This window comes from Flavobacterium sp. CF108 (assembly GCF_900129795.1).
GTDB lineage: Bacteria > Bacteroidota > Bacteroidia > Flavobacteriales > Flavobacteriaceae > Flavobacterium.
The window spans coordinates 109401-126116 of sequence record NZ_FQWW01000006.1 but is presented as its reverse complement, the minus strand read 5'-3'; the positions used below and the strand labels follow the sequence as shown (position 1 = coordinate 126116).

Below are 16716 nucleotides of genomic sequence, written 5' to 3'. Positions count from 1 at the left end.
TTATTTAATTTTTGATTTTGATACGAAGTTTCGTTTTAAACTCCCTTATTTTTCTGCATAATAACTTCTACAAATAATTGATCTGTATTCGTTTTATAATTTCTCTTTTTAATGAAATTTAAATGTTTAATATTTCCAAGCATGGGATTATTTTCTACCTTGTTAAGTACTGCCAGACATCCATTAAATGATCCTTCAAGAGAAAATGCATAACTAGTTGTGGTAAAACCCTTTTGCGAGATAATATGAGGTTCTTTAAAATCTACAATCTTTAAATGGTAACTATCACTATATGATGTAAGCTGCTTTAATAAATCATTCTGAAAAGATTCTGAAATATTTACATCGTAATTAGCCAAAATCTGATCCAGCTGCTTTTCTTTTTGAACCAGCTGAGCCACTAGTTTTGGCATATCACTATCTTGAGCTATCTCTTGTTCTTTATCTTTATATTCGGTATAATAATTTATTGTATTAGAAATCGCAAAAGAATAGCAGATATAAAGCACAACAAAAAAACCAATTATCAGCAGTTTATTTTTTTTGTTCAGTTTCATCTTACTTCAGGGTTAAGTTTATAGAAAATGTAGTTTCATTATCTTCATTTTTTCCAAAATGCGTAATCAAAACCTTGTCAATATATGGCAGTTTTTCAACATCTTCTACCCATTTAGTAAAAGACTGATTTGAAATTGTAGTTCCCGAAATAGTGATTATTTTATCTTTTGTGATTATTACCTCGTCTGCTTTAATCTTTTTTTCCAGAGGGTTAAAAGTTAATTCGGTCAATAAAATTGATGAAGGTACTTTATTCGCAATTTCATTGATAATTAAAGAACTTCGAGAAGTCATTCTGCCATCAATATCTTTTACCTTTTCTTCTTTTACTATAATTCTTTGCTTTATTTTACTGACATCTTCAATAGACGATTTATTTACCAGTAAAATTTCAGATGTTTCCTGAGCTAATTTATAATAGTGCGTAAAGAAAATAAAATTGAGAAGTAATATTCCTAATACTATTCCAACCATTATTTTTATTCCTTTATTAAAAAATGTTTTTTGATTGTAGTTATCATACAACTCATCACTATAAGAAATGATTGAACCAGTATTAAGCGTGTTATTTAATATCAATCGTAAAATTCCTGAAAAAGCAAGTAATTGTCTATTCTCAATTTGAAGATCGTTTATAGTATATGTTACGGCAGATTCTAAAGAACTCGCAGAGATTATCTGAGCCTCTTCTTTAGATATATTTTGATGATTGGTATAAAGGTTATTTTCCTCAGTATAGGCAATAATATCAGCTATAGAACATACACCAAGGCTGATTCCGGCAATTGTTATTTTTTGATTTTGATAATCTTCCAGTAAAGCGGTAACATATGATTTTCTGGCAATAGCAATAACAGATTTTGTTTTTAATCTCCAGATTTCATAATAAAACTCATCCCAGTTTGTATTAGGAAAAGATTTATGCAATAACTTTTCATCTGATGGTTCTACGCCTAAAACCTCTTTTTGAATAACTTGATTTGAATTTAAAACTACAAAAAAAGGCAGTTTTGTATCCCATTTTTCTGCAATTTTTCCATTATAACTAACTCTGTCTTTTTTACTAATTACTAATCCCTCTTTTTTCTTTTCAACTAGCAGTAAAGCAACTTTATCTTCATTATTTATAGTGAAGTGCTCAACGCCAATGTATTCTTTTCCAAGTAAAAAGTTATGTAAGGAGAATGCGGTCATTAGTAAATAACTGTAGGTTTAATCAATACGCTTAATTTTTTCTTCGAATCTTCTCGTTTTCTCGAACTAAATAACCACTTTAGAATTGGAATTCTCGATAATAAAGGCACTCCTGTTCCTGAATCATTTTTTACAGACTCTTCAAGTCCGCCTAATACTATAATGTCTTGGTCTTTAACTCTAATAATTGAAGTAAACTCTCTGGAATTAATTCCCGGAGGAGCATCTTTGTCTACTTTTTGCCCATTAAAACTCGATTGAATTACTTTAATATCCATTGTAATCTGCCCGTTACCAGAAACCAAAGGCATAATAGTTACAGACAATTCAGCATCAATAGGCTGATAGTTTTTAACTTCCGAAGCCTGCGGAATTTGTGAACCATAATAATTCTGGTTGGTAACAACATAATAGGTTGTTTCACCAATAGACAAATAAGCTTTATGACCATTTAAGGTAGATAATCTAGGGGACGAACGTACTTTCAAGTTTCCGTTTGTTTCCATTGCTTTTAAACTTAAATAAAAGTTAGGTACCACTTGTCCAATATTTAAAGAACCAAATCCGTTAAAACCATCAATGATTTTATTTATTGTTGAAGCACCTAAATTAATATCGGCATTTGGAAAAACAGTTCCTTTTGTAGTAACTGGTTTATCTCCAATTCCTGCTTGAATACCAGTTTCTACTGTCGCACTTCTGTTAACTTCTAACAACATTACTTCTATTAAAATTACAGGAACAGCTTTGTCAATATAATTTATAAAAGATTCAAATCGCTCAATGTTAGCAGCGGGTCCATTAACTAAAAAGCTATTCAGCTCTTTGTCAATTTTAATATCCAGGTCTTTTTTTATTTCATCAGGTATAATGGTCAAAATAGATTCAGAAGGACCACTGCTGCTGCTTGAAGACGAAGAATTACTGCTATTATTATAATTACTATTTTGATTAGAGTAGTTAGAATTAGATGTAGATCTATTGCTGTTACTATCATAAGAATTATAATTTGAATAGCTGTTCGTGTTATTTAACCTGCCGGCACTTCGACCTTCTTTTGACGGATCGCTTAAAAGTTCAATAGAACGGTGCATTAGCGGAATCGATTTAATGTTTCGCACCACTAACTGATCTTTTGTTCCAAAATAATAAACAGAGCCACTTCTTTTAAAGGTATAACTGCCTCCGGAAGATGCTATAGATCCGGCTTGACTATTACTATTAAATTGCTGCGAGTTATTACTTTGCGCTGGATAACTATCTGTTTTTACTTCAAACAATTTTGCCAAAAGTTCATCAAAAGTGATATTTTTGGCTTTTACTGTTCCGTTACCTGCATTTTCTAAAGGGCTTGATATAAACATATCAATGTCAAGTTCGTGACCTATATCATACACTATACTTGAAATTGGAGTGTTTTCAAAATCTACGTTTAACAGTTTTTTATCAGGATCAACTACAGTAAAGAAAAAATTAGATTTTCTTGGACGTTGAGGTTTGTTTTGTCTTAGTTCTCCATTTTGATTTCCTGTGCCTTCAACAACAAAGTTCCCATCTAATTTGTCAAAAATATAAAAGTTGTCTCTTGATTTCGTTACACTTAAATTATTAGCAAAAGCCAATTTGTTTAATGCAGCATCAAAAGGCATGCTTTTTATATAAGCAGTCAGTGGCTGGTTTTCTAATCCAGGGGCAAAAACCAAATTTTTACCGCTTACATCCATTATTTTTCTGAAAACGTCATATAATTTATCATCTTTCAGGTTTAACGAAAGTAAATTATTTGCATAATCATGAACAACATCAATCTCTTTTATCTTTTGAATTTCTACAGGTTTTTCATATGATTTTATAGCCAGAATATTTCCAGTAAAATCAATAGTAAGATTATATTCTTTACATAAAAAAATAAGCAGATCACCTACTGTGACATCCGAAAAATTATTTACAATATTAATCTGGTTTAGATTTGTTGCAACACTAAAATTAAGTTTATGAATTTGAGAAACAGCCAATAAGAAACTTGACAAAGAAGCCTCTTTAATATTAACATTCACTTTTTCATTAAGTCCCGGAGCGTCAGCAGAAATGGATTCTATATTATTTTTAAGCTGTAAAATCCGATTGTCTTGTGAATATGAAATCTGGAAAAGAATCAGCAAAAATAGAGTAATTATTTTTTTCATGAATTTATGTCAATTGTAGGACTTTTATATATTTTAATTTACAAGAGTAATGAAAAAACTTCATCGACAGAAGTGATTCCATCTTTTATTAGTAACAATGCATTACGCTTTAGTGTAAAAATGTCTTTTTCTTCTAAATAATCGTTGATATCCAGTTGGTTGTTTTTAATTAAATTAGATAATTCTGATCCAATGGGCAGAATTTCATAAATCGCTTTCCTTCCTGAATAACCTGTATGATAACAATGTTCGCAACCAACAGCAATATGATGCGACTTTAAGTCTTTTGGAACTTCAAAACCTGTTGGAAAAATTTCTTCAGCAATTGGCTCTTCCGTTTTACAAGACTTACACAATTTACGTACTAAACGCTGTGCAACACTAATATTAAGAGTACTTGCAATTAGAAATGACGGAACTCCCATATCGATCAATCTCGATACAGTTGCCCATGCTGAATTTGTATGAATGGTTGATAAAACAAGATGCCCTGTCAATGCAGCGCGAATTGCCATATTTGCAGTATTCACATCACGAATCTCTCCCACCATAATAATATCCGGATCCTGCCTTAAAAATGTTCTTAAAGTCGCGGCAAAATCAAGCCCAATGTTTTCTTTTAACTGAACCTGATTAATTCCTTCCAAAGTATATTCTATCGGATCTTCAACCGTTAAAATATTAGTATTCGGGACATTTAACCTTTTTAACGTAGCATATAAAGTTGTTGTTTTTCCCGAACCTGTTGGCCCCGAAATAAGAACTATACCATTCGGACGTTTTATGTTTTCCAGATAAGATGCTAATTCTTTTTCCGTAAACCCCAAAGAATTAATATCGATATGACTGGTATCTTTACTTAAAATACGCAGTACTACTTTTTCTCCATGCAGCGTTGGCAAAACAGAAACACGAACGTCAAAATCCTGATAATCCGTAACCATTGTTATACGTCCGTCTTGTGGTAATCTTTTTTCGGATATATCAAGCTGGGCACGAATCTTTATTTTGTTTACAATAATAGGATATTCTTCTACCGAAATATGGAATTGTTCTTTTAACTTTCCATCTAAACGAAAACGAACTCTTGCATTTTTTTCATAAGGTTCAAAATGAATATCACTGCTCCCTATTTCCTTAGCATTTAATACAATTTTTTCTAAAAAATCAGAAGTATAATGAATCTCAGAAACGTTATTAGATGTTTTTCTATAATTGGTGCTTAAATAACGGTTTATATTTTCTGTGGAATCTGTTTCTAACTGAACAGGAAAACTAAGGAGAATGGTTAATTCATTTTGTAAAGCTGCAATATCAGAATTATCGGTTTTTAATAGTACAATCTGCCCATTTTTACCAACAGGAACAATTCGGTAATAATAAGCCTGTTCTGCTTTTACAAGCTGCTGGAACTCTATTGAAATATCAAAATTTTCCATTTAATAAGCGTATAAAAATGTGTCGTTCCAAAAAAAAGAAATGGCATAAACAGCACCAAAAAAAAGTGACATATAACCAGCTAATGGTACTGTAGACTGCTCTTTTTTGTTACTTAAAACTAAATGCAAAATCAAGGAAAATAAAAGGGAAAATACAAATAAAACCAAAAAAGAAACTATCGAAAATGTGCCGGCTATAAAAAGAAAAAACAGGATGTCGCCTATCCCGATCGTATTTTTAAAATCTAAATTTCTAGACTTGGCATAAATCAAGCTTACAGCCAAAATTAAAACTACAAACATTAAATTAACTCCCCAATTGGTCAATGCTATTGACAAAGGCAGATTATGTAGTTGAATTGCAAATGCTAAAATCCCAATAATTGGGTATAAAAACCAGTAAACTAAACGGTTTTTAAAATCCTGATATAATACGAGAGCAAATACAATAAGTAAAATTAATTTTAAATACCACATTAATCATTTATGATTTGTTTTGGAACACCATTCTGATCAATTTCCCAAACATTAAAAACCCCATTTCCATTAAAATCAGTAATTGCTGTAGCTTTTACTTTAAACTCATTATTTGTTGATTGCACTATTTCATAAACGTAATTAGCACTTCCGCTTTCTTTTGTTGTTTTTGGTACTTCAAAGTCTATTTCAGTAAAATTAGGGCTGTATTTTGAGTACATAAAATAATACTGTTTCTCTGCATTATATATTGCTTTAAGCTGTACCTGTGCTTCTACGCTTTTCGCTTTTGTAATCAAAGGCATTAGGTTTGGCAAAGCAATTAAAAGCAAAATTCCTATGATAGCAAGAACAATCAACATTTCCTGAAGATTGAAAGACGGCAATTTTTTAAGTAGATTTTTCTTCACAACAAAAGTGTAATAATTTTTTACAAATATATCTTTTTTATTGAGAAAACAAAGTGGTTAATAACAAGAAAAACTTTATAAATATTTTTCTGAAAATTACATAAAAGTTTTGTTAATATTGCACCAAAAAAATCAGTTATCACTTAAAAATATAATACAACAAAAAATGAAAAACCAAATAACATATCTACCTACTCCTTAACAACTTACAAATAAAAATAAATATTGCATCAAAAACATTTTGAAAAATTAATGAAACAAAACAAAAACAGAATTATGAAAATATTTCGAAAAAGACGTCATGTAATACTATTACTAATGTTAGTATTTAACAATTACGATGTCTTCTCACAAATTATAAATCCAATTCCAGAGAAAATATTTAGCGCTTCTCCAGATGTAATGGCTTTTCAAAAATATAATATTACCGACGTAAATTTATATACTGGTAAAACGGACGTAAAAATTCCAATTTTTGAAATATCTTCAGGAAATATCAATGTTCCAATTAGTTTAAATTATGATTCAGGAGGTATTAAGGTTGATGACCGAGCAACTTCTGTAGGTATGGGGTGGATTTTAAATGCTGGAGGGAGCATTATTAGAATCGTTAACGACATTCCTGATAATGACGCTCAAATTGGAACCGACTATCAAGATGGCGGAGATACTGGTGTACACATTTTTCCAATAGTTAACCGACAAGGAAATAATAGAAAAATAAATGCACGAATTCCTGTTTTTACAACTTATTACAGGTACTCAAATTTTCCAAATGATTCACCTTGCTTTAACTATAGAGAAGATATAGATGAAAATGAGATTGACGGTGTAAATGGCAAATATTGGGCTGATTCTGCAATACCATATCCAGGAGGGTACTTTCAACAAGATTTACCAGACACTTTTATTATAAATGCTCCTGGGTTGAGTTCTAAATTTATAACCACAAACAATACGCAAAAAGATATATATCCAAATAATAACACTGGTATCACTACTACTTTTTTAGACAATTCAGGTATTAAGATGACTTCTCTAATTATAGACAAAAGAACTAATCCTGGTTATGGATTTTATAATTATGTAAATTTAGGTGAGAATAATTTAAGCCTTTTAAATGCAAATCCTTATCATCAAATTGCTGCAGGAAAAAAAATAAAAGATTTCTATGAATTTAATATTGCAAATACTAATGGCGTTAAATATAAATTTAATGAAGAAGAAGTCAATGAAACTTTTTATCGTCCTTTTGGAATCATTCCTGTTCCAGGTGCAATTTGCAGTAGTAATGGTATGGATATTATAAATAGCTATCATGCCAATTATTATAATAAAAGAATACATACTTGGAATTTAAGTAAAATTGAAGATAGCCAAACTAACAAAACGGTAGATTTTTTCTATCAAACATATGCAAACCCTAACATTGAAAATAATATTTTAGTTGATACTCCAGTAAATCTAACAATTAGTTCTCCTCAAAATGAAAATTCATTAAATAAATGTATGATAGCTATGTATGCCCCTAATGATCCTTACAATTATTTAAAGATGAATTCGATGACTAAAAATCCTAAAAGAAAAAGATTGACTACCATTTCATATGATGAAGGCACTGTAAATTTTCAATATGGATTAAGCAGACAAGATTATCTGGGGGAAAATGCCTTGACAGAAATAACTGTCAAAAATAGCAAGAATGTTATTATAAAACGATTCGTATTAAATTATTCTTATTTTGATTCTAAAGAAAACTGTACTGATCCTGATTGTATAAGACTTAGGTTAGACAGTGTTCAGGTCTTTGACAATGACAATAAATCAAACTCATATACATTTGAGTATGATTATACAAATAAATTACCAAAAAGAGGATCGTTAGAACATGATTTTTTAGGTTATTATAACAACAATGGTGTTGTAGACAATAATTCAAATGTACTTTTAACACCTAAACTTTATTTCTATAAAAACAATTATACAAATTCTATATTACCATTTCAACTGGTAAATAATAGTAATTTTCAAAATATTCCAGGAAATTACAGTCTAATTCCAAATACTTCCTCTTTGACTGGATTATTAAAAAAGATTACTTATCCTACCGGAGGAAGTTCTGAATTTGAATACGAAAATAACCAATTCCAGTATCAAGGAGAAACCTACTTATCAGGAGGTGCAAGAATAAAGTCTCAAAAATTGACAGATAATAACAATCAGGTCAAAAAAGTGAGTTATTCTTACCTAGATCAAAATGGGAAATCTTCAGGATATATTAATAACATTCCAAAATTTGCTAACATAAGCGATTTTTACGCTGATACAATGATAGCAAAGTCATTTGCCGTGTACGATATGGCCAAAGGAGGTATTGAATTGACTTCTGGAAGTTTTGTTGGATATTCAAAAATTACAGAAACAGAAATAAACAATGGCTATATAAAATATGAATTTTCTTCTCCTCTAGAGTTCCCAAATACCCCTGAAGTTAGAATTAATAATCAAACAGACCCAAATTGTATAGCTTGTAATTGTCTTTTTATAAAAAATACTTCATACCCAATGATGACTTATATAGATAATGAAAGCAGAAGAGGAAAGTTGCTCACTAAAACTATATACAATTCAGCGAGTAAAATTTTGAATCAAGAAAAAAATGACTATTCATATAGAGTACTTCAAACATTTCCTTTTGAAATCACAATTGGTTTTGGAGGTCAAGAAGAAACTTGCAGTACATTTTATCGTGAAGGAATAAGTCTTACCATAAAATCAAGTTTACCAGTTTCTCAAAATCTCTTAATCAAGAGAACAAATACTTCATACTTCAATACTAATACTGTAAGTAAAATTATAGATTATCAATATGATTTAACCTTACCATTTGTAACAAATGAAGTATTCAATAGCGGGTTATCAAACATCAAAACAGAAAGACAATATCCCTATTTTTCAAATCAATTAACTTCACAACCTATTCTAAGTAACTTGATAACCCAAAATAGAATTAATGAAGTTGTCGTAGAAAAAGTTTACAGAGATAACGTCTTATTGGATACAAAACAGATTAATTATAAAGATTTTGGTTCTGGTCTTGTTCTGCCGAAAAGCATATCAACAGCTTCAGGCAATCTTCCAATAGAAGAGCAAAGTATTATTGACAAGAGAGATAATAAAGGAAATATTCTCCAATACCATGATAAAATCGGTGTCAACAATTCTATCATTTGGGGCTATAATCAATCGCAGCCGATTGCTAAAATTGAAAATGAAACCTATGATAATATTTCATCCTATGTTTCAAACATTCAATCTATTTCAAATACAGGAACTGAAACCGCATTACTTAATGCTCTAAGTTCTCTTAGAAACTCTTTTCCGAATACGATGATCACAACTTATACCTATCTGCCTCTCGTTGGAATTAGTACAATTACAGATCCAAAAGGAAATATCACAACTTATACTTATGATACATTTGGCAGATTGGAATTTATTAAAGACTCCCAGGGAAATTTAGTATCACAGAACCAATATCATTATAAAAACCAATAATTATGACAAGATACATCTTAGAAAAAACAGTATGCTTATTGGTTTTCATCAGTACAAATTTATTTGCCCAGACACCAGTAACAGTAACAAAACCCGATGGATTAAATACAGATTATATTGTAACCGGTACAGAAAACATAACTGCCTCGCAAACTATTACCTTAAAACCTGGAACTTGGATTAAAACTGGCAGTACTTTTAGAGCCAGTTTACTCCCTGATGCTTATAAACCCATTACATTAAGTAACGAAAATTATATATATACTAGAACATTCCAGACAGCAATGACAAACGATTCGGGCATTGCAAACAACAAGGATGTAATAGAAACTATCAGTTATTTTGACGGACTCGGAAGGCCTATGCAAAATATTGCCATAAAAGCCTCACCAAACAAAGAAGATATTGTAACACATATTACCTATGATGCATTTGGAAGACAAGATAAAGATTATCTTCCATATCCTGATCAATCAGGGATTACTGCTTCTTACAGGAACGGTGTAGATGTAAGCATCAGCAATTATTACTCTGCCAATTATCCTTTAGACATCAATCCTAATTCCCCTAACCCGTTCTCTCAGAAAAAATTTGAAAATTCTCCTCTGAACCGTGTATTGCAGCAGGCCGCTCCAGGAAAAGACTGGGCTTTAGGTGCCGGACATGAAATAAACATGGATTACATGACCAATCAAAATAATGATATTAAACTATTCAAGGCCTTAACTTCATGGAATAATACATCCAAAATTTATGACATATCACTTGAAAACGCTCTAGGAAATGTTTTCTATCCTGCAAATGAACTTTACATAACGATAACCCAAGATGAAAACCGAGCCAATACAACACAGGAAGTAAAAGACAAAGAAGGCCGCGTAATTCTTAAAAGAACATATGCAACTTCGATTGTTAATTCAATTCCCACTGAAACCTACCATGATACTTATTATATCTATGATGTTTACGGTAATTTGACCTATGTAATTCCGCCAAAAGCTGATAGAGCAATTACAGAATCTGTATTGAATGATTTGTGCTATCAATACAAATACGACCATCGCCATCGGCTGGCTGAGAAAAAACTACCTGGTAAAGATTGGGAATATATCATATATGACAAATTAGATAGACCTGTACTAACGCAAGATGCGAATTTAAGAGCCGATAAAAAATGGCTTTTTACAAAGTATGATGCATTTAGCAGACCTGCATATACTGGAGAATATACTAACACAACAGATACTAGCAGGGTTTCTGTTCAGACATTAGCAGACAATAGTTCTTCAAAATTTGAGAATAAACAAGCTTCTGTTTTAAACATTCTTGGAACAAGTTTAAACTATTCAAATACTGCTTTCCCTAATTCAGGTATAGATTTATTTACCATAAATTACTATGATGATTATACTGGTATTGATTTAGATGGCGGAACATTAGTTTCATCTTATGGCATTACTCCTATTTCTAATGCCAAAGGATTGTCTACTTGTTCTAAAGTACGAGTTTTAGGAACCAGTAACTGGATAACAACTGTAAATTATTATGACAACAAAGGCAGGACTGTATACAATTATAATAAAAATAATTTTTTAAATAGTATCGCTACAGTAAAAACGCAGCTTGATTTTGGAGGTAAGGTTTTAGAAACAACCAGCACCCATAAAAAAGGTACTGATGCTTTAATTACTATTGTAGATTCCTATTCATACGATCACGCTGGCCGTGTATTAACACAGAGCCAGTCTATAAACAATCAAACAAAAGAAATAATTGCAAGTAATACCTATGATAAATTAGGACAATTAATTTCTAAAGGCGTTGGAGGAAAAATAAATCAGTCTCGTTTACAAAACGTCACCTACAATTACAATATTAGAGGATGGTTAAAGGGCATTAATAATATAAATTCAATTGGCACTAATTTGTTTGCCTTTCAAATAAATTACAATGATATTACTGATCCTTTAAAGAAATTGTACAATGGCAACATAAGCCAGACTTCCTGGAAAACAGCGAATATTGATGATAATAGCCTGAAAAGTTACACATACACCTACGATGCACTAAACAGATTAACACAGGCCACAGACAATTCAGCTTTAAATCCCGGAAGGTATAACGAAGGTTTAGGCTACGACAAGAATGGTAATATTATGAACATTCTAAGGCTTGGGCATATTAATCCAGCTGCAACAATATTTGGAACTATGGACAATCTTGCTTATACTTATACAGGAAACAGGCTTGATAAAGTTGAAGACAGTTCTGGAAGCACAGAAGGTTTTAGTAATGGAGCAAATATACCAATCGAATATACTTATGACAATAATGGCAACATGAAAACTGACGCCAACAAAGGTATTACAGCTATAAGTTACAATCATTTAAACCTACCTACATCTATAAGTATAAACGGAGGTACCATAAGTTATTTTTACGATGCGACAGGAATAAAACAACGTAAAACGATTAGCACAGGCGGAAGCACCGATTATGCCGGAAGTTTTGTTTATGAAAGTAATAGTCTTAAACAATTCTCTCAGCCTGAAGGATACGTTACTTATAATGCAGGAATTTATAATTATATTTACCAATATAAAGACCACTTAGGCAATATCCGTTTAAGTTATCAGGATAAAGACAATAATGGAGTAGTTAACACCAGTGAAATTGTACAGGAGAATAATTATTACGCTTTTGGTTTAATGCAAAAGGGTTACAATTCTGCTATTAATGGTGTAGATAATAAGTATAAGTACAACGGCAAGGAGCTGCAAGACGAGCTGGGACTTAACATGTATGACTATGGAGCACGTAACTATGACCCTGCTTTAGGCAGATGGATGAATGTTGACCCACTAGCAGAACAAATGCGAAGATGGTCGCCTTATAACTACTCTTTTAACAATCCTATGAGATTTATTGATCCTGATGGAATGGGACCAAATGATGTAATAATAAACGGAACAAAAGAAAATCAACTAAAAGCATTTGAACAATTGCAAAAGTCTGTTGGTAGTCAATTATCTTTGTCAATGAACGATAAAGGAAAAGTTTCTTATTCTCAAAATTTAACAGGACCGCTTAATGAAGCAGCGTCAAAATTGACCCAAGCAATAGATGATCATTCTGTTGTTGCAAATATAAATTCTACAGATAATTTAGTTTCTTCCGTAACTGGATCAATTCTGCAAGGAGAATTTCAAGGTAGTACATTAGATAATATATCTGGTGTAACAACTGCACAGCAAGAAATGAATGTGAATGTTTTAGAAAGGGCTGACAATGTAAAAGGCACACCTGGTGAAAATGTATTGCACGAAACACTTGAAGCTTATAGTGGTGCAAAAATCAATCAAAGAGATAATATCGGTGTAGTGCCTGCCGCGATGATTGGAGTTGAAAACAAAGTATATACTGAAGCTCATGGCAACTCACCAGGTGGACAAGCTGCGGATAAAGCTATTTATGTTAAAAATCCCCCAAATTCAACGCAGGTTAAGTATAATAATTCTACTGAAGGCTGGTTACAGTTGAAAGGGGTAAAAATCCAAACATTTCCTAATAAAATGTAAATATGAAAAATATACTAAAATCAATTCCTTTTTCAACAATTATAATTGCACTAAGTCTAATTATCTGTAGTTTCTCAAAGCAAAACAAAATATTAGAAGCAAAACAATATAAAATTGTAAGTATTGATTCATTGATTGGATTTGAATACAGCAACTTACCGATTGACTCAATGTTTGATGAGAATAATGTGGCTATAAGAAGTAAAGTTTACGATTTAAATGATACTGTTGTTGTTTATCGTATTATAATTAAAACTGAAAACATGAAAGAAAAACTTCTTTTAATAACTAGAAAGAACAATTGTAATAACCATGAGAGTAAACGAAAAATAGAAGTAGGAAAATGTTATAAACTAGATCTTTATGACGCAATGGGACCTGCTCCTATTACAGTAAATTGCTTAGATTATTTTGGACAAGAATTTTGTAGAAGTAAGAAGGATTCTATTTTTGAGATAAAGCAAACAACAAGTTTAGAGGGTATTTACTTAAATAGATAATTTGAATAATGATATATAATCTTCAAGTCATTCTAATAAAAATGAAAAAAATAATCGTTATCTCATTGATATTAGTTTTGATATCATGTTATTCAAAAGTTAAAATGATAGAAAATAAAGTTTCGTTGCCAAATTTGAATGCGGAAGTTCTAACAATTAAAAGTATAGATTCTTTTAATTCGTCCAAAGTTTATGTAATTAAAGCATTTAATAATCAAAATAAGCTTTTTAAAATTGTCTCAATAAAAAATGAAGATGGTATAGAATTTAAAGATAATCACAAAGAGATAGAGGTTAGTAAAACATACTCTTTTGAATTGTACTCTGTTTTTAGTGGGATAAGTTTAGGAATCCCTCTTAAAACTTATACAGTGTGTAATGTTGATATATCAATAGAACCTGAAAACTCTATTGATGATTTATATAATACTCCTAATTTAAACGGCTTAAATTTAATTCCATAAAAATTATAAGTATAAGTCCCAACGGAAAAGAACTGCAGGACGAGTTAGGGCTTACTATGTACGACTATGGTGCACGTAATTATGACCCTGCACTTAGTCGATGGATGAATATTGACCCATTAGCAGAAAAATATAATTTTGTATCTCCTTACGCATATGTTGTGAACAATCCAGTGATATTTATTGACCCAAATGGTAAAGAAATTTTCATCCCGAATATTGTCGGAAAAAACCCGAATGGGGTTGAAAACGCAAGACAAAAATCAACCATTTTAACTAATTTACAAAAATTAACTAATTCAAAACTAGAAATGACAAAAACTCGAGGGGGATTTCTTGTTAGAGAAGTCAAAGGTGAAAAGGTAAATGAGGGTAAAAAATTATCACAAGGAACAAGTCTGATTACTGGACTAATTGGAGCAGATGAGAAAATAACAATCAAATTAGGAGGAGAGAATCGTGCTGATAGATCAAAAAATGGAGATACCTCTGTTAGTTTTAATCCTGATGCAAAAGGTGAAAATATTAGTAACGCAGACGGAACAAAAGGGCGTCCTGCAGAAATAGGATTGGCACATGAATTAATTCATGCTGATGAAAATGCTAAAACTGATGGTGCTTATGATAAAACACCTGTTGCAATAATAAATCCAGACGGAGCATATCCTGGAAACAAGGTGGAAGTTCAGCAGGATGAAATAAATGTTAGGGAAAGGGAAAATAAAATTAGAGAGGAGCAAAAAGTTACTCCAAGAACTACACCTAAAATAGTTAATTAAAACACCAAATTATGAAGTTTAAATTAATACCCTTTTTTGTGTATATTTTTCTTACATCCTGCTCTCAACAAAAGAAAATTATTTCAAGTGATAAATTTGATAACAGAATTGTTATTATTAATAGTTCTGAAAACATTAAGTGGATTTCTAAGAAAGCTTATAAACCATGGAATCCTAATAAATCAGAATTAAATATAATTGATTCTGTATTAGAAAAAGCTGTTATTGATAAACGCTCTTTATTTCTTAAACAACAATCTCTTAAAGAGCTTAAAGAAAGATATATGCAATATTTATGCTACATTAATGATGACGGAGACAAGATCGTTTATATAAATTCCTTTTGTAAGGTACCAACAATTTATCATAATGGTAAAGAAAAATTACTAGATTGGCAAAACGAAATGATAGACATTGCTGATGGAGGTTCATGTTATTGGAATATAAAGATTAATATTTCAACACAATCATATTTTGAGCTAATGATTAATGGTGAATCTTGAAAGTCATGTGCATCTCCAGCTGGCACTAACATTTGGCTCGTGATAAAGTAAATTAAGAAGTAACTATATTTAATAAAAAATGCACGAAATCTAAAACATTCGTGCATTTTTTATTAAACTATCAAAATCTTGAAAATTTTAAAACTATTCTTCAATAACTATTTCTTTTCTAAGTCTTCAATCTTTTTAACTAACAACTTATTATCTTCGATAAGCTTATCATTATTAACCTGAAGTACATTTACTTTCTTATTTAGATCAATCATATAAAGTGTAAGTTCTTCAATCTTTTGCAGTAATTTAGCATTCATTTCTCCTAAAGAAATTCCATTTTTTATAGCTTCTTCTTCACTTGGAATATTTTCTAAATGGCCTTTTTCTTTAATATGTTTTTCTACTTCTTCGAGTGTTGGTAAATTGTAATTGATTTTAAAAACATAATCAGGCCAATTTAGAAGATCTACTTTTACTTCTTTTGAATGGATCGTTCCGTTTACTGCCAAGGCACTATCTGGCGTATTTGTACCAATCCCTACTCTATCCTGTATAATGACGTGTTGAAGGAGAAACAACGGTTTGTAAGGCACTAAGTGTTGTTCCTGTTTTTATTAGATTAATATCTGCTGCACTTGATACTATTAAACCTTCAATTTCAACTATCAAAAAATTACTAGTTCCCACTAAATGATAAATAGGAATACTGTTTGTATCATGATTAAAATCACCTATAAGCCATTGATTGGCAACATCCCCAAATGCTTCTGGAATTTCAGTTTTCTGAGTAAAATAACCCCCTACATTATGACCAATTTGATATCTTTTAGTTAATTTTCCTATTGACAATTGATTACTATATCCAGAAGTAACCGTAACTTCCAACCAACCCCACAATGGAACACTAGGAAATTGAATATTTACTGCCTGATTTGCGACACCTTGTGGAAATAAGGTACTGAGTGTTAAATCAAATGGGCCATTTGCTTGAGAATAGGATGAGAAATTAAAAAATAGTATTAAAATTAAGCCGAAAAATTTTCTTTTTAGTTTTCTCTTTTTTGGTTTTAGCATTT

General features: G+C 30.9%; 14 protein-coding genes. 6 read left to right on the top strand and 8 right to left on the bottom strand.

Features of this window, described 5'->3' with window-relative positions; genetic code table 11:
- Window positions 1–35: 35 nt before the first annotated feature.
- The 6 genes from BUE10_RS17140 to BUE10_RS17115 are packed head-to-tail and all read right to left on the bottom strand — an operon-like array spanning window position 36 to window position 6264.
- Window positions 36–557 carry a general secretion pathway protein gene (locus tag BUE10_RS17140; RefSeq protein WP_073487050.1) on the bottom strand — a complete coding sequence of 174 codons (522 nt, stop codon included), beginning with the start codon at window positions 555–557 and terminating at the stop codon, window positions 36–38.
- Window position 558: 1 nt separating this feature from the next.
- Window positions 559–1752: a general secretion pathway protein gene (locus BUE10_RS17135; protein ID WP_073487048.1), complete on the bottom strand. Its 1194-nt coding sequence runs from the start codon at window positions 1750–1752 to the stop codon at window positions 559–561.
- The gene (locus BUE10_RS17130) at window positions 1752–3938 is read right to left on the bottom strand and encodes a type II secretion system protein GspD (protein ID WP_073487046.1); all 2187 of its coding nucleotides are present in this window, start codon (window positions 3936–3938) and stop codon (window positions 1752–1754) included. Before BUE10_RS17130 ends, BUE10_RS17135 begins: the two co-directional genes overlap by 1 nt.
- Window positions 3939–3976: 38 nt before the next feature.
- Window positions 3977–5377 (bottom strand): GspE/PulE family protein, encoded by a 1401-nt coding sequence (locus tag BUE10_RS17125; protein ID WP_073487044.1) that lies wholly within the window; start codon window positions 5375–5377, stop codon window positions 3977–3979.
- Entirely contained in the window at window positions 5378–5854 is a 477-nt protein-coding gene (locus BUE10_RS17120; RefSeq protein ID WP_073487042.1) for a general secretion pathway protein, read from the bottom strand. It abuts the gene before it with no gap.
- Complete coding sequence (locus tag BUE10_RS17115) at window positions 5854–6264, bottom strand: type IV pilin protein (protein ID WP_255396506.1); 411 nt, start codon at window positions 6262–6264, stop codon at window positions 5854–5856. Before BUE10_RS17115 ends, BUE10_RS17120 begins: the two co-directional genes overlap by 1 nt.
- 318 nt (window positions 6265–6582) lie before the next feature.
- On the opposite strand from BUE10_RS17115, the gene BUE10_RS17110 reads away from it, so the two are divergent.
- From BUE10_RS17110 to BUE10_RS17085, 6 genes are read left to right on the top strand one after another with little or no spacing between them, the layout of a single operon-like run.
- Entirely contained in the window at window positions 6583–9822 is a 3240-nt protein-coding gene (locus tag BUE10_RS17110) for an RHS repeat domain-containing protein (protein WP_073487040.1), read from the top strand.
- 2 nt (window positions 9823–9824) lie between these two features.
- Window positions 9825–13400, top strand: a complete 3576-nt coding sequence (locus BUE10_RS24280) for a DUF6443 domain-containing protein (protein WP_073487038.1) — start codon at window positions 9825–9827, stop codon at window positions 13398–13400.
- Between the two features lie 2 nt (window positions 13401–13402).
- Window positions 13403–13900, top strand: coding sequence for a hypothetical protein (locus BUE10_RS17100; RefSeq protein WP_073487036.1), 498 nt, complete (start codon window positions 13403–13405; stop codon window positions 13898–13900).
- A 41-nt stretch (window positions 13901–13941) separates the two neighbouring features.
- On the top strand, window positions 13942–14364 hold the full coding sequence (locus BUE10_RS17095) for a hypothetical protein (protein ID WP_143055993.1): 423 nt from the start codon (window positions 13942–13944) through the stop codon (window positions 14362–14364).
- Window positions 14361–15143: an RHS repeat-associated core domain-containing protein gene (locus BUE10_RS17090; protein WP_317043643.1), complete on the top strand. Its 783-nt coding sequence runs from the start codon at window positions 14361–14363 to the stop codon at window positions 15141–15143. Before BUE10_RS17095 ends, BUE10_RS17090 begins: the two co-directional genes overlap by 4 nt.
- An 11-nt stretch (window positions 15144–15154) precedes the next feature.
- Window positions 15155–15646, top strand: coding sequence for a hypothetical protein (locus BUE10_RS17085; protein ID WP_073487031.1), 492 nt, complete (start codon window positions 15155–15157; stop codon window positions 15644–15646).
- Window positions 15647–15804: 158 nt separating this feature from the next.
- Here BUE10_RS17085 and BUE10_RS17080 read toward each other — a convergent pair whose 3' ends face one another.
- Both BUE10_RS17080 and BUE10_RS17075 read right to left on the bottom strand, forming a co-directional pair.
- Complete coding sequence (locus tag BUE10_RS17080) at window positions 15805–16218, bottom strand: hypothetical protein (RefSeq protein WP_143055994.1); 414 nt, start codon at window positions 16216–16218, stop codon at window positions 15805–15807.
- On the bottom strand, window positions 16184–16714 hold the full coding sequence (locus tag BUE10_RS17075) for a hypothetical protein (protein WP_073487028.1): 531 nt from the start codon (window positions 16712–16714) through the stop codon (window positions 16184–16186). The genes BUE10_RS17080 and BUE10_RS17075 overlap by 35 nt, the downstream gene beginning before the upstream one ends.
- Window positions 16715–16716 lie beyond the last annotated feature (2 nt).

Excerpts from the sequence above, each read along its gene's own strand:
- BUE10_RS17140 (WP_073487050.1), bottom strand. The coding sequence starts at position 557 with ATGAAACTGAACAAAAAAAATAAACTGCTGATAATTGGTTTTTTTGTT.
- BUE10_RS17135 (WP_073487048.1), bottom strand. The coding sequence starts at position 1,752 with ATGACCGCATTCTCCTTACATAACTTTTTACTTGGAAAAGAATACATT.
- BUE10_RS17130 (WP_073487046.1), bottom strand. The coding sequence starts at position 3,938 with ATGAAAAAAATAATTACTCTATTTTTGCTGATTCTTTTCCAGATTTCA.
- BUE10_RS17125 (WP_073487044.1), bottom strand. The coding sequence starts at position 5,377 with ATGGAAAATTTTGATATTTCAATAGAGTTCCAGCAGCTTGTAAAAGCA.
- BUE10_RS17120 (WP_073487042.1), bottom strand. The coding sequence starts at position 5,854 with ATGTGGTATTTAAAATTAATTTTACTTATTGTATTTGCTCTCGTATTA.
- BUE10_RS17110 (WP_073487040.1), top strand. The coding sequence starts at position 6,583 with ATGTTAGTATTTAACAATTACGATGTCTTCTCACAAATTATAAATCCA.
- BUE10_RS24280 (WP_073487038.1), top strand. The coding sequence starts at position 9,825 with ATGACAAGATACATCTTAGAAAAAACAGTATGCTTATTGGTTTTCATC.
- BUE10_RS17100 (WP_073487036.1), top strand. The coding sequence starts at position 13,403 with ATGAAAAATATACTAAAATCAATTCCTTTTTCAACAATTATAATTGCA.
- BUE10_RS17095 (WP_143055993.1), top strand. The coding sequence starts at position 13,942 with ATGAAAAAAATAATCGTTATCTCATTGATATTAGTTTTGATATCATGT.
- BUE10_RS17085 (WP_073487031.1), top strand. The coding sequence starts at position 15,155 with ATGAAGTTTAAATTAATACCCTTTTTTGTGTATATTTTTCTTACATCC.
- BUE10_RS17075 (WP_073487028.1), bottom strand. The coding sequence starts at position 16,714 with ATGCTAAAACCAAAAAAGAGAAAACTAAAAAGAAAATTTTTCGGCTTA.